This window comes from Nitrospirota bacterium (assembly GCA_023229435.1).
In the GTDB taxonomy this organism is placed as follows: Bacteria; Nitrospirota; UBA9217; order UBA9217; family UBA9217; genus JALNZF01.
Window position 1 is genome coordinate 1 of sequence record JALNZF010000003.1, and the last position, 14,473, is coordinate 14,473.

Sequence of the window (14,473 nt, forward strand, 5' to 3'; positions counted from 1 at the left end):
CTCAATGGTATATGGGATGATAAAGCAGCATAAGGGCCATATCAATGTCTATAGTGAATCCGGGAGGGGAACAACATTCAAAATATATCTGCCGCTGGTAAAAGCAGCGGCTGATGAAGAAACAAAATCAAGAGAACATACGAGTATGATGGGCGGAGTGGAGTCCATCCTGCTGTCGGAAGACGATGCAGATGTCAGAAAACTCACGAAAAACGTGCTTGAGGAGGCCGGTTATACGGTCATCGAAGCGGAGGACGGCGAGGAAGCGCTGAACAAGTTCAAGGAGAATGAAAGCAGCATCCGTCTCCTTCTCCTTGACGTGATAATGCCGAAGAAAGACGGCAAGGCGGTATACGAGGAAATCCGCAAGACCCATCCTGTGATAAAAGCGCTGTTCATGAGCGGCTATACCGCAAACATCATTCATAAAAAAGGGATCCTTGAAAAAGACCTGAATTTTATTTCAAAACCCGTTGCCCCTGCTGAACTCCTGCGAATGGTGCGGAATGTCCTGGATACCTGAGAGAAAAAGCGTGCCTGTTATTTCCGTTCAGAACTTGACGGAGACGCGCGAAGCTTTGAAGCGTGGCATTCCCGCTGATCCATCATTCCCGAAGAGCCTGCCCCGGCATTAAGTAAGCCGGGGATTCCGGGATGCCCTGCCGACAAACAAGGATTGACAAACACGTCCACTTTGGCTATAGTGTGCAGGCTTACGATACGACTTTTCATTGAAAGGAGAACCATCCCATGCGTGAGAGACAGAAGGAACTGAAACGCAAACGTAAACGCAAAGACGAAACCCTGAAAATCAAGACCAAGGCGGCAAAAGCCGAGGCTGTGGCAAAAAAAGGGAACTAGCACATGCCGTTCAGGCGTATTCGTTGTACAGCCGCATTTATCCTGCCCGTACTACTCTGTTTGTCTGTGCTGATTCCCGCGGGTTGCGCTCCCAAACTGTCACCGGAACCAACATGGGAAAAAAATGCCCGCGAACTCCTCGACCAGGCCGACTCCCTGTTCTCCAAAAAACAGTACGAGCAGTCCTCGAAGACCGTGGATGTTTTTTTCTCCCGTTTCCCGGAAAGCAAACACCGGGACCGGGCGCTCTATCTTCTGGGCGAGATCCGTTTTACGCAGCGAGACTACCCGCAGGCGCTGAGCTATTACAAGGATATCATCGAGAAATTCCCCTCGTCTTCGTTCATTGTCCTGGCGCGCTACAAACTCGGACTATGCTACTTTGAGCTCAAGGAATATGACCTCGCCATTGCCAACCTTGAGGACCGGAGCAAGGTCATTGATCCGGCGCAGCTCAAGCGCAGCGCGGAGGTCCTCTCCGCCGCGTATGTGACAAAAAAGAACTTTCTGCCTGCGGTGAAGGAGCTCTTGTCGCTCACCGAGATTGCGCAGAACGAACGCCAGAAAACCGGATACCGTGACAGGATCCGGGAGATCGTTGACAGGAACCTGGCGGAAGAGGAACTCAGGACCCTTGCTGATGGCTCCTCGTATCCCGCTGACATCGCCCGGTTGCGGTTGGCTGCACTCATGATCGAACAGCGGCAGTACCGGGAAGCCATATCGGTGAGCAGGGACTTCCTCGAAAAATTTCCTGCTCACCCCGAGAGAATGCGGGGGGAAATGCTCCTGAATGAGGCCACCTCCGGGCTCTCCTCGCCAAGATACCATCTGGCCGCGCTCCTGCCCCAATCGGGCCAGCTTGCCTTTTTCGGAGACCGGGTGCTGAAGGGCATCCAGCTCGCGGTGCATACGTATAATCTCCAGGCCCCCGATGACCGGGTGGAACTTCTGGTGAAGGACACCGAAGGTTCTCCCGAAAAAACCGTGGCAGCGCTCGCCGAGCTCTCATCCAAAAACATCGTGGCGGCCATCGGGCCTTTGCTGACCAAGGAGGCGGAAGCGCTCGTTCCCTCCCTTGAAAAGCTGAAGATCCCCGTAATCACGCCCGCAGCCTCGGGCGAAGGTCTCGGAACGATCAGTCCCTGGCTGTTTCGAAACGCCCTGACGAATTCCATCCAGGCAACGGCAGCCGCCCAGTTCGCGCTTGGGCTCAACCTTAAAAAGTTCGTGATCGTCCACCCCGATGATGCCTATGGCAGGGACCTGGCGCGCCTCTTCGCCAGGGACCTGGAACAGAAGGCCGAGATCCTCGCTGTCATAGCCTATCCGCCTGACGTAAAGGACTTCGGCCCGTATGTGAGAAAGATCATCGAGACCGATCTTCGCTCCCGGAAGATAATCATTCCGGAGGACGACCTCGAGAGGAAAAAGCTCTTCAATGAGTATCTGCCGAGCTTCGATGCCCTGTACCTCCCCGGCCATGCCGAGAAGGTCGGATTGCTCATCCCCCAGCTCGCCTTTTACAATATCAAGGGCATCGTTATGATCGGGTCGAACAACTGGCATACGCCGGACCTGATCGAGCGGGCCGACCGGCATGCTGAGGGAGCGGTCTTCATAGACGGGTTCTTTCCCGAGAGTACGGACCCGTTGATCAAGCCGGTCATCGAGGCCTACCGTTCTGCATACCAGGAAGAGCCGGACATTCTCGCGGCCCAGGCCTACGACGCGGCCATGATGGTCCTCTCGCTCCTGAAAGAGCGCAAGGACACGCCACAGGCAATCAGGGACGGCCTGCTCGCGATGAAGGACTATCCCGGAATCTCGGGTACGATCACGTTCCCGGGAAACGGCGAGGCGCTGAAGAAACTATTCATCATTACGATTCAGGACGGGAAGTTCGCGCCGTACACCAACGGAAAATAGCGACGTATATTAAATCCCGACGGATTTATTTGGCCGGATGATAATAGCCTAACCGGGACAGGCGGGAACCAAAAGGAAGATATGGCCACTTTGGTGCTGTTTGAATTAAACGCCATTGTAGGGCAAGGCTTCAGCCTTGCTGACACCGAAAAACCGCAACCCTGAAGGGTAGCCCTACAACTCAATAAGAACATAAGAAAATCCAACTATAGACAATCCGTTGTCGATGAAATAGGCATAAGCAATTAAATACCACGGGCAGGATAAGACCGGATAAAATATTATGGATGAACTGACTATTATACAAAAGATCGTAATCATGGCCCCGCCGCTCATATTCGCCATCGTGCTGCATGAAGTGGCGCATGGCTGGGTTGCGAACAAGCTCGGCGACAACACAGCCCGCAGCATGGGCAGGCTCACGCTGAACCCCATATCGCATATCGATCTCTTCGGCACGATCATCATGCCGCTCCTCCTCTTTGTGATCACGAACGGCAAGATGGTGTTCGGCTACGCCAAACCGGTACCGATCAATCCGTATAACTTCAAAAACCCAAAAAAGGACATGGCCTTCTCATCGCTTGCCGGGCCGGGGATCAACGTGATCATGGCATTGACGTTCTCTTTTCTCCTGCGCGTCGCCGTGCCTCCGCTGGAACCCCTGTTCCCCAAGGCTTCATGGGAGTGGTTTGCGCTGCCCATCACCCTGATGCTGGGTTACGGGGTCGTCATCAATGTCGTGCTTGCCGTACTGAACATGATCCCCATCCCGCCGCTCGATGGGAGCAGGGTTGTGTACTGGCTCCTCCCTGACAAACCAGCGGCCGTCTACTACCGGCTCGAGCCCTATGGCACGCTCATTCTCATGGCGCTCATCATGTTCGGTGCGCTCGGAAAGATCATGACGCCTGTCCTCCGGCCGATCCTGTCGCTATTGCTCGGCGGGGATATTTTTTAAGACGGGTTCAGGGTTCAAAGTTCATAGTTCAGGGGCCAGAAATAAGTTTAGCTGACTCTTTGCGCAGCGATATTTCTAAGTTAAGATTTGATCTTTATCCGTGTTAATAAGCCTGTCCCCGAATGGTTTAATCGGGGATGTCCATCAGTGGTTAAACAAAGAGGGTTTTTTAATGTCTAAACAACGTGTCTTAAGCGGAATGCAGCCGAGCGGTCTCCTGCACCTCGGGAACCTCATGGGCGCCCTGGACAACTGGCGCAGGCTCCAGGACCAATACGAGTGTTACTACTTCATCGCGGACTGGCACGCGCTCACCACGAACTACGCCGACACGTCGAACATTCGCGCGCATAGCCGCGAGATGGTGATCGACTGGCTCGCGGCCGGGCTCGATCCGGAGAAGTCAGTGCTCTTTCAGCAGTCGCTTGTGCCCGAACATGCCGTGCTTCATGTGTTGTTGTCCATGTCAACGCCCCTCCCCTGGCTCGAACGCGTTCCGTCGTACAAGGAAAAGATGGACCAGATCCAGGACCGGGACATGAACACCTACGGTTTTCTCGGCTATCCCGTGCTCCAGGCCGCCGACATCCTCATCTACAAGGCGCATTTCGTGCCGGTCGGCATCGACCAGCTCCCTCACCTGGAACTCACGCGGGAGATCTGCCGCAGGTTCAACCAGCTCTACGGCGGGGTCTTCCCCGAGCCTCAGCCGCTCATGACGGAGTACCCCAAGCTGCCGGGCACGGACGGCCGCAAGATGAGCAAGAGCTACAACAACTGTCTCTACCTTTCCGACAGCCCTGAAGCCATCACTAAAAAAGTGATGCAGATGATCACGGACCCGGCGCGTGTCCGCAGACAGGATCCCGGTAATCCCGATATCTGCCCGCTTTTTGCCCTCAATAAAATATTCGCCCCAAAAGAGTGGTGCGATCATGTTACTGTTGAGTGCCCGCGCGCCGGCATCGGGTGCGTGGATGATAAGAGAGAACTGTTAAAGCATCTTCTCACCTATCTCAAGCCTATTCAGGATCAACGGAAAGAGCTATTGGCTCATCCAAAGAAGATATCTGAAATCATCCAGGAGGGTTCGCGCAAAGCCCGCGTCATTGCCGCCAGGACATTAGCCGAGGCCAATGAGGCGATGAAATTGTAGCCTGCCCTCTTTCTCCTGTTATTCCCGAGAATTTATAAGCCTGCCCCGGTATGCTTTAAGCCAGGAAGCATCCGGTTTTGCTTGAGGGCAAATGAACAGGATCATATCCCCAATACCATCATTCGGGGATGAGATACAGGACCATTTAGGCTCACGTCGTTCTCCGTAAATAAGACGAACAATTGTTGTTCATCACGGAATGGCCCGTCATATCACCGACGGGCCAATTCTGTTTGAGTCCGGAAGGTCGTACACAATAAATTGGCTGCCCCAAACAGGGGACAGCCAATAAGTGAAATGCACCCATGGGCGCTCTATTCGCTTATACAAATTGAATGGACTATTGATCGGCATAGGGGGCGGCCATGAAGGCCGCTCCCCTGCCACACCACCCGGCATGCGGGTCCGCACCTGGCGGTTCGAGAAGTTGAGGTTGCCCTATGCTCTCGGTTCATGCCGCGGGGTGCCCGCTTCGTCGCTGTCCGGTTCTCTCCCGGCTTCACCGGGCGCTTCCCCTGACCGCTCCGCTGATGCGGACTTCTGACGCCTTGCGTGCACCATCGGTATGTCCTTGAACACCCCTTCTCGTTCGGCCCTTCGCTCCCTGCTGGCAGCTACTACGGCCTCTGCTGACTTCTCGCTCCGTGTCGCCACGTCGGCCTTTCAGCCATGAGGCGAGATCTCCCCAGGTAAGAACGCACTCCTTCGCTGTACAACCGCCGGATCTACGCCGCCTTGCCTTGACCACGAGAGCTTCTCGGTTTTATGCCCGCTCGCCCTGCTCGGCAACGCCTTCTATCCGGTTCTTGTTCATCGGCTCGCAGCTTCGCTCCGCGCTTCCTCCCCACACTCGGTCGCCCTCATGCAGTTGCGCTTCGCTTCGTTCGTCGTGATCAACTTACGGTGGGACTTACACCCACAAGAGTGCGCCCATGCTGGGCGCACATAAAAAAGCGGGTGGGCACTATGCCCACCCGCCTAAAATGTACTCCAGGAATTTTATTACAACTCCTTGCTCTTTACCTGTCTCGCAGAATCACTTCGCTCTAGCGCGTGAAACTGTGGCAGCCGGAGCAGCCGGTGCCATTATTTCTATGTGTGTCATGTAACGTGTAGTGGTTAGTCTGAGTTCTAAGGCTATGACAGTCATTACACAGGTCTGATGTCGGTTTCGCTGTTTTGTATCCGAGCTTGTCCAGCTTCGAGACCGTGCTCGTATCAAGCGTACCGCTATGGCATTTTGCGCAGTTATTGCCCTCTGTTTTCGCGACAACACCGTGGGTGATCAGCTGGAAGGCCTTGTTGCTCTTCCAGGTGTACGTACCCCGCTCGCCGATATATGACAGGCCCGAAACAGCCGCCTCGTCAAAGCAGCCGGTCATGAACATTTTCAAAACATCAAAGTTGGTCTTGCCGGAGCCGTCATCCATCGGGTTGTTGGACGTATGCACCTTGAACGGATAGAGTTTGCCGTCATTGATGCCGCCAAGTGGATAGGAGAAGGCGAGCCCGCCGTCGATAAGATCGGTAGTCAATCCGAAGCTGCCATTCCGGTCGTAGACCCAGCTGGTCTTGTTCCAGAATCGGTATTCCGGAAGAACTTTGGATGCTTTCACCGATGTTCCGACCCAGGCGCCCTGGCCTTCGCATCCGCCGGCGCTCCACATCGGTTTGGTCCAGTCACGGCTCATTTCCGTTGGTATGCCTTTGCCGTAAGAATCGATGTGACAGGCGGTGCAGTCAACGTGGGCGATATGCCTGTCGGCGGCCGCTCGATTCGCTGTGGATGTCCCGTGGCCGCCTGTGCCGGCCATCGAGGTATGGCAATCAACGCATTTTTTTATCACGGCGCCGGTGTCCTCGCCCCGCATGTCATTGCCGCGACCGGGGATCTGATGGCCCGTGCCGGCATGGCAGGAGGTGCAGGTCAGTTTTGCAGTGCCCGCGGAGCTGAGATGGATATCCGTGGTTACCGGAGGATTCGCCATCGTAGAATCGATATCGCCGCGCTTGACGCCGTCGGCGCCGCCCGCCGCCGCATGGCATTTCGTTACGCAGGTGGCGTTATTCGGCCGATGCGCGGTCCTGGCAAGAGCAAGCACGGTCGTGCCCGCCGGCGCGAGGTCCAGACGTATTGCTTTATGAATCTTGCCGTCGGCTTCCGCCACGGGTACCATGTAAGAACGAACCGAGCCGTCTACGCATGAAGTGAAAGTCCTTGAGGAGGTCGGCGTAAAGGTTGAATAATAATTGGTCTGATGACATATCAGACAGTCCATTTCATTCGCGTTCAGATTTTTCACTGACAAGTCCACCATGCCATCATTGTTCAGCACCTTTGCTGCTGTGGTAACATGGCATTTCACACAGCCGTAGTCGGCCAATTCCGGATCAGTGCAGTAGTTGTTCGTCTGTTTCCACTTGCCGGAGTTTCCGGAAATATTGGTGACATTCGGCGTGGGACCGCTCCAGGAGCCATGCATTGAATTCATCACCTGCGTCCCCGCTGTGCTGTGGCAGGCGATGCACGTCGTGGGTCCGTTATATGCGTTGATGCCGGCGTGCGCTGAATTTGCCGCGCCGGTGCATGAGGCATCAGCAACGCAATCAGAATCAGCGCAGTCGATCGATCCATCCTGATCATTGTCGATTCCGTCCTGACACTTTTCCGCCGTGGGAGGTGAGCCGAACGCCGCCGTCATTGTTGTAGCGGCGCTCATGGTGACGGTAGTCTTCGCGGTGGCGGCATAATCGACTCCATTTTTCTGCCATTTTAAGAAATTACCCCCGGTTGATGTTGCAGGCGCGGTAAGGGTCACAACCGTGCCGTTGGTATAGGTCCGGGTAAACGTCGTTGTCCCGCTCGTCTTTCTATTGACGTCGCGAGGGCTGACGGTGATGTTGACGCCGCTGGCCGGATTCACAGAAGCAACGGTCAATATGTAAGTCGAACTCGCGCTTGCCACCGTGGTTGTGACAGAGCCTGTTCCGGGAAGGGTGCCGTGATTTGTAGTATCAGCAGCCCTAACCGTGGTAACATCGGTCGCTCCGGCCGTGGCAGCGGTTTGCGCCTTGACCGAAAGGGTGGTTATGCAGGTGCCTCCGGGCGCCAGGGCGCACGGATTCGGGCTTGATGCCGAGAGCGTTGACGGCAATACGAAGTTGGCCGCAGTGCCCGTCTCGGATGCTATCGAAAGCGCAAATGTGGAGTTGCTGCACGTAGCGGTGTCTTTGTTGGTCACAGTCGCCGTGTACGTAACAGTCCCTCCGGCACTCACGGTCTGGGAAGCTGTATTGAAGGTCACCGTCGGGGCGTTTCTCGTACAGGGGGTGCTTACCACCGTGAAGGAGTTGGTGGCGCGGATTGCTTCTCCATGGTTGGCATTGGTCGAGGCCTTCCAGCAATTGGTGGTGACAGAGCTTGAACAATTGGGCTGGAAATAAGCTCCTGCCGCATCATACTTGTTGCCGTACCAGGAAACGTTCCATGTATACGTCCCGGCTGCAGTTGGTGCGGGTGCGGACAGCGTGATGGGGAAGCCCGGGCCGTCGCTCGGCGCGCTTGCGCCCGAGGCTATGGTACCCTTGCTTATCGCTACTTGTGTCATCGTTTGATTATAGAGGATAGCGCGTACCCATCCCGTTTTATATCCGCCGTCGATGGTGACGCTCACTGTTTCACCGGCGTTATAGGAGGTTTTGTTCGTAGTACCGGTGAGGTAGATATCAGTTTTTGAACTCGATGAATGGGTGCCGTGCGAATGACAGCCGTTGCACGTGTCGCTCGCGCCGTGGCAGGCCTCGCACCCCATTTCAGTGTAATACGCACTTCTTGCGTCTGCCGTGGGCGTCCCGATTATCCAGCTCACGAACGCGATTGCACAGACAAGAATCAGAGCTGCAAATATCACTTTCTTCATGTTATTCTCCTTTATTTGTTTTTGTTTATACCAAATCACTCCAATGTAATTAAACGTCCACCTCCCTTCTCTCAAAATGATAACTATGCCATGGTGGTATGGCGCGAGAACCGCTCCGCACGGACTTCACAGTCGTATGTTGAAACTACCAGCAGCATTCAGTGAATAACTTCCATGTCGGCAGGCACTGAAATATTAATTTAGATGACGGGAGGCGAGCAACCGGAAGACGCAAGGGAACATCGTTGGAAAGAACAACTATCTTTTGCGGGCAACTGCGGTCTTGTAATACGACCAGCCGGGCCATCTGTTGCCGGGGAACACAGCAAGAGCGCGCGAGTATCATGATTCTGCCTGGATGCGCGGTTCAGTGACTGGATGGCTTTGCGGGCATCATTCAGTTTCAGGTCATTCATGCTGACGGGCGAATCTTCGTCATTGAGGTCATTAAAGATAGCGTGAGAAGAACACAAAGAATCCGCATAGGCGTCAACGATTGGCGATATGGCAAAAACAGCGAGGAACAGCAGCCTGCATTTCATTCTCAACTGACAATCAAAACTGATAACATTGTTTATCATCATGAGGTTCTACTTTCAATTAATATTCAATATAAATATAAAAAAGCTAATAAGTTAAAGTTACAATATGACTAAGCAATACTGTATACAAGTTTAATGCCGTTACTAACACCTAAATTAACAATGAGTTATATTACTATGATTGTTACGTCTGAGTAACACTTTGGTGGGATAATATCAATATCTATCTAATATAACTGTATTATATTAAACACCGTGTAATTCACGCATTGTTACGTTTTCGTAACGGTTTTATAGTTCGTAAATGTTGTGATGATATGGCAATGGGAAGACAGCTCGTTCGGTAGGTGCTTGGATGAGGTATGGTTCCTGCGATTTATGCCTTTAAACGGTAGGTGTTTATTTTTCCCCAGAGGGTTTTCCGGCTGATGCCGAGCAACTCCGCTGCCTTTGTTTTGTTTCCCTGCGCGATCGCAAGGATGCGGATGATGTGCTCCTTCTCTGCTCCAGCCGCAACTTTCGCCAGGGACAAAGACCCACTGCTTTCGGATTTCTTGAAAATAACTGAAGGAAGATCGTCCTTCTCTATTATATCTGAGGCCGCCAGGGTAGCGCCCCATTCCACGATATTCTCCAGCTCTCTCACATTACCGGGATAGTCATACTGCAGGAGCGCCGTCATGGCGTCCTTTGAGACACGCAAGGTTTTCGCGGTCTTGTCCCGGTATTTGCCAAGGGCGAAATCGACGAGCGCGGGGATGTCCTCTCTCCGCTCCCGGAGAGCAGGGATGACGACAGGGATCACATGCAAGCGGTAATACAGGTCTTCCCGAAAGCGCCCGGACTTTACTTCGTCTTCAAGATTTTTATTCGTTGCCGTCAGCACCCGCACATCTATATGCAGCGTTTCGGTCCCGCCCACACGCTCAAAGGTCCTCTCCTGGATCACCCGCAACAGTCTTATTTGCGTAGAGAGCGGCAGATCCCCGATCTCATCAAGAAAGATCGACCCGCCATTCGCCAGCTCGAACCTGCCCGGTTTTCTCCTGATTGCACCGGTAAATGCGCCCCTTTCGTGTCCGAACAGCTCGCTCTCAATGAGTGTCTCCGGCAGGACCGCGCAGTTGATCTTGATAAGCGGCTTGTCCTTCCGGGCGCTCTGGTAGTGTATTGTTGTCGCGACCAGCTCCTTGCCGGTCCCGCTCTCTCCGAGGATCAACACCGTGGAATCCGTTGCCGCAACCTTCTCGATCAGTGAAAATACCTTCTTCATTGCGGCGCTTTCGCCGATTATGTTGGGAAGGCTGAAATAACGATTGAGGTCCTTTCTCAGACGGATGTTGTCGTCCCGGAGCCTCTTCATTTCCAAAGACCGTTCGATGAGCAAACGGAACTCGTCCAGGGAGAACGGTTTGGTGATGAAGTCGAAAGCGCCGAGTCTCATGGCCTCAACAGCGTCTTTAATGGTCCCGAAGGCGGTCATGACGATCACGGGCACGTCGGACAACCGAACGATAGCCTCAAGGATGTCAAGTCCGTTCTTGTCAGGAAGCCGGATATCCGTCACCACCACGTCGAAAAGACCCTCCTTGAATGTGTCAAGGCCTTCCAAGCCGTTCTCACAGGTAGTAACACGGTAGCCCGACGCTTTGAGCGAATCCTCAATGGTCACGCGCATCAATTTTTCGTCTTCTATGACAAGGATCGCCGCATTCATCTTCACTTCATCCTTTCACGGCCGCGGGAAAGCTCAGGGTGAACCTGCTCCCTTTCCCCATTTCGCTTTCCACGGTGAGCTCACCGTTATAGTTTTTCATAATAACGTAGGTAAGCCACAAGCCGAGGCCTGTCCCTTCCCCGGTCGGTTTTGTAGTAAAAAAAGGGTCGAATATGCTGCCGACATCCTCCGGCGCTATGCCGGTCCCCGTGTCAAGGACATCGATCTTGATCGAGCCGTCATCCTGATGCCCCCTGACCGTTAGACGACCTCCGTTCTGCATTGCCTGAACAGCGTTGATCATGAGGTTCATCATCATCTGCTGAAAATCGTGGAGATCCACGGTTACCTGAAGGTCATGCGGTATTTCATTGACGAATTTGACGTTGTCTTTTTGCAATTTAAATTCCAGAAACGGATAGATGCTGTCCACGGCATCCAGGACATTAACGTCCCTCAGCGCATGCTCGGACTTCCGGGGCATCCAGAGCAGCTTGCTCACCGTTATTTCTATCCTGTCAAGGCCTTCTTTTATGAGACCGAGGTACCGCTCCCGCAATTCAGGATTGCCATCGTTCTGTTTAAGCATTTCGACACAGTTGAAAAGACCTGCGAGAGGATTATTAATCTCATGGGCCACGCCTGAGGCGAGAGTGCCTATGGATGCAAGTTTCGCGGACTGGATCAATTTTTCATCGGTTTTCATGAGTTCTTCTCTGGCCTGCTGAAGGCGCTCGATCATGCTGTTGAAGCGCTCACCCAGCATGGCCAGTTCGTCATGGCCCTTGACGTTGACTTTGACGTCCAGATTTTCGCAGCCGGTCTGCTCCATGGTGCGCGCGAGCTGCGTGATGGGATTGATGAATCCTCTGGTGAGCAGCAGGATGAGGGAAAATCCGATAGCCACAAGAACCAGGGTCAGCAGGACGATCTCGTGTATCGTGGCAATGACCTTGTTTTCGACCTCTTCAAGCGAAACGCCGATCTTGAGCGTACCCCACCGTTTTTTGCCGATCGATAGGGGGACCCCGATGTCAAGTGCCGCGTGTCCCTTGCTTGCAAATCGCTGGATGATGGTGTTTTCCGATGAAAACGCCTTTTCCGTGAGAGGATCGGAATAGATCTTCCCGTATTCCGTGATGTCATTGTGGGATATGACCCTGCCGTCCTTGTCGATGACCACCAGATACAGAATATCCAGGTCGTGGCGGTTAAATATCTCCATGATGTAGTTGTCGCGGAGCCCGCCCTCCTCGACCAGTCCGAGCCGTTCGTAGATGAGGTCGTTCAGAATGGGAATGGCGAGAGTCTCTCCGAGCTGTTTACTTTGCCGTTCGACCTCGCGATACAGAAGTGCCCTATCATGTTCCACGGAAACATAGCCGAGAATACCCATCAGGAGTATGATAGCCAATGTGGTGATGAGAATGAATTTTGATTGCAGGCGCAATCTTTCAAAGACGTTTATGATTCTCATGTTTTTACCGGGCTCACAATTGTATTTTTGGATGGCACCCCAGGCCGCAGGTCCGGGGCACGGCGTTTATCCTGGCTCGAATGTCGCCATAGTCGGCATCCGTCGCGTCCGTAAAGCCATTCTTCAAGTCTTCGTCAAGCTTTTGCAGTATCTTTCGGTGGCCTGTATCGTCCGGGCTTAAGGCGAGAAGCGCCCGCTTGATAGTATCTATCACGTCAACGGGTGTCCCCGGTCCTGCCACCAAAGGTCCTGTCGGGATCGGGGAGGATTCGGCAATAACATCGATGCCGAGCCTGCTGTATTTTCGTGCAATGGAGTCATGGACCGTACCCGCGTCCTGTTGCCCCCTCAGAACCGCCTTCACCACGGAATCGTGGTAGTCGTAGTTAACGTATCGGGAAAAATCGTCGAGCCGTATCCCCGCGTTTGCCAGGAGATAGCAGGGAAAAAGGTTTTCTGATGTGAATTTAGAAGCGGAAAACGCAAAACTCCTGCCCTTTAATTCGGAGAGCTTCCTGATCGCAGACCCCTTTTTCACGATGATCACACTCCGATAGGAAGCGTCGCCGTTCGCTCCTTTCGGCTTCAAAAAGCAGACAGCGCCGTATTGAGCGCGCGCCTCCAGATAGGTCAGCGGTCCCAGCAGGGCCACGTTCATTTCGCCGCTTCCCAGGGCAGTGAGCGTGTCTTCATACGTTCTCTTCAACACCAACTCATAGGCATAGGGGGTATGGTCGGCGAGGTAGTCGAGCAGCGGCTGGTACTGTTCATACATGATGCGGGGATTTTCACAGGGAATGACCCCAACAGAGACCGTTTTTCTGTCCTTCGTGTGCGATGCCGTTATGGGAACGTCGACTATCGCTTTCTCCATTGCACGGACCGTGTCGTAGCTCCCATCAGGGACTTTCACGAACCCGTCGATCATCATGGCCTCGAGAATCGCCCTTCCTTTGCTCTTCTTCCCCATACCGAGAAAGGCTTCTTTCAACTTGTCTTTCAAAACCGGGTCGATGTTCCGCGTGACGACCACAGGAGGATTACCGTAGGGAGGAGAACGTTTGATTATTTTCGTCTGTTTGGCGAATGGTGAGCCTGTTTTCAGCATGTAGTCATAGACAGGACTCTGCACGGCGGCGCCGTCCACCATCTTTTTCGCGACCATCTCAACGGACTTGTTGTGGCTATAGCTGTAACGAACACTTTGAAAAAACTTCTCCGGTGCGGTACCCATGGTTGAGAGCAGGTAGGACGGATAGAGTTTCCCGGTATTGGATTCGGGGTCTGTGAACGCGAAGGTCTTGCCCTTCAGTTCCACAAAGGACCTGATTGAGCTTTCGCTATGGACTATGATGTAGGCGTGATAGGTGGACTTTCCATGGACGATCGGCGCGACAAGCAATTCGACGCCGAAGCGCTCGCGGTCCTTGACATACGGACCGGCGCAGATGAACGCGACCTTGACTTCTCCTTTTTCAAGCAGTGCGTCCATTTCTGCATACGTTCTTCGGTGGACCATCTGGACGGGCCGGCCGATAGCTTCTCCGATGTAGTCGATCACGTCCTGGTAGTATTTGACCGAATCAACAGGAGTTATCATGGAGGCCACGCCGATCTTAAGGGGAAGCTCTGCGGCATACGCGAGCGGCGTAAGATTGGCGAGAAGGACGAACAGGAGAACTACGAGCAGTGATGGAAATCCGTTGTCACGTTTGTTCCTCTTGATGAGAATCACCCCCCGTTCAGATATGTTAGCGATGATATATTAGCACGATGTTTCAGATTTTGTCTATAGCGTTTTTCTGTGTGCACACACCATTCCTGCTTTGTTTGAGCAAACATATCAACGATCTGCCTGCTTCTGCGAGGGTTCGCGATCATGGTGCCCCGCTCATGGACAATGTGCGCTG

General features: G+C 53.5%; 10 protein-coding genes. 4 read left to right on the forward strand and 6 right to left on the reverse strand.

Annotation, left to right across the window (positions count from 1 at the left end; genetic code table 11):
- From M0R70_03015 to trpS, 4 genes are all read left to right on the forward strand, one after another.
- The coding region (locus tag M0R70_03015) for a response regulator (protein ID MCK9418331.1) at window positions 1–523 on the forward strand (523 nt) is incomplete at its 5' end.
- A gap of 341 nt (window positions 524–864) precedes the next feature.
- On the forward strand, window positions 865–2,790 hold the full coding sequence (locus M0R70_03020) for a penicillin-binding protein activator (GenBank protein MCK9418332.1): 1,926 nt from the start codon (window positions 865–867) through the stop codon (window positions 2,788–2,790).
- 283 nt (window positions 2,791–3,073) lie between these two features.
- Window positions 3,074–3,751, forward strand: coding sequence for a site-2 protease family protein (locus tag M0R70_03025; GenBank protein MCK9418333.1), 678 nt, complete (start codon window positions 3,074–3,076; stop codon window positions 3,749–3,751).
- 172 nt (window positions 3,752–3,923) lie between these two features.
- On the forward strand, window positions 3,924–4,907 hold the full coding sequence (gene trpS / locus M0R70_03030; protein MCK9418334.1) for a tryptophan--tRNA ligase: 984 nt from the start codon (window positions 3,924–3,926) through the stop codon (window positions 4,905–4,907).
- A gap of 438 nt (window positions 4,908–5,345) precedes the next feature.
- Here the strand turns inward: trpS and M0R70_03035 are convergent, their stop codons facing one another.
- The 6 genes from M0R70_03035 to phnD all read right to left on the reverse strand — a co-directional run bounded on the left by M0R70_03035 (window position 5,346) and on the right by phnD (window position 14,298).
- Window positions 5,346–5,561: a hypothetical protein gene (locus M0R70_03035; GenBank protein ID MCK9418335.1), complete on the reverse strand. Its 216-nt coding sequence runs from the start codon at window positions 5,559–5,561 to the stop codon at window positions 5,346–5,348.
- A 392-nt stretch (window positions 5,562–5,953) separates the two neighbouring features.
- On the reverse strand, window positions 5,954–8,827 hold the full coding sequence (locus M0R70_03040) for a hypothetical protein (GenBank protein MCK9418336.1): 2,874 nt from the start codon (window positions 8,825–8,827) through the stop codon (window positions 5,954–5,956).
- Between the two features lie 200 nt (window positions 8,828–9,027).
- Window positions 9,028–9,411: a hypothetical protein gene (locus tag M0R70_03045; protein MCK9418337.1), complete on the reverse strand. Its 384-nt coding sequence runs from the start codon at window positions 9,409–9,411 to the stop codon at window positions 9,028–9,030.
- Between the two features lie 334 nt (window positions 9,412–9,745).
- The gene (locus M0R70_03050; GenBank protein MCK9418338.1) at window positions 9,746–11,086 is read right to left on the reverse strand and encodes a sigma-54 dependent transcriptional regulator; all 1,341 of its coding nucleotides are present in this window, start codon (window positions 11,084–11,086) and stop codon (window positions 9,746–9,748) included.
- A gap of 7 nt (window positions 11,087–11,093) precedes the next feature.
- Complete coding sequence (locus tag M0R70_03055) at window positions 11,094–12,563, reverse strand: ATP-binding protein (protein ID MCK9418339.1); 1,470 nt, start codon at window positions 12,561–12,563, stop codon at window positions 11,094–11,096.
- Window positions 12,564–12,576: 13 nt separating this feature from the next.
- Window positions 12,577–14,298 carry a phosphate/phosphite/phosphonate ABC transporter substrate-binding protein gene (gene phnD, locus M0R70_03060; protein ID MCK9418340.1) on the reverse strand — a complete coding sequence of 574 codons (1,722 nt, stop codon included), beginning with the start codon at window positions 14,296–14,298 and terminating at the stop codon, window positions 12,577–12,579.
- Between the last annotated feature and the right edge of the window lie 175 nt (window positions 14,299–14,473).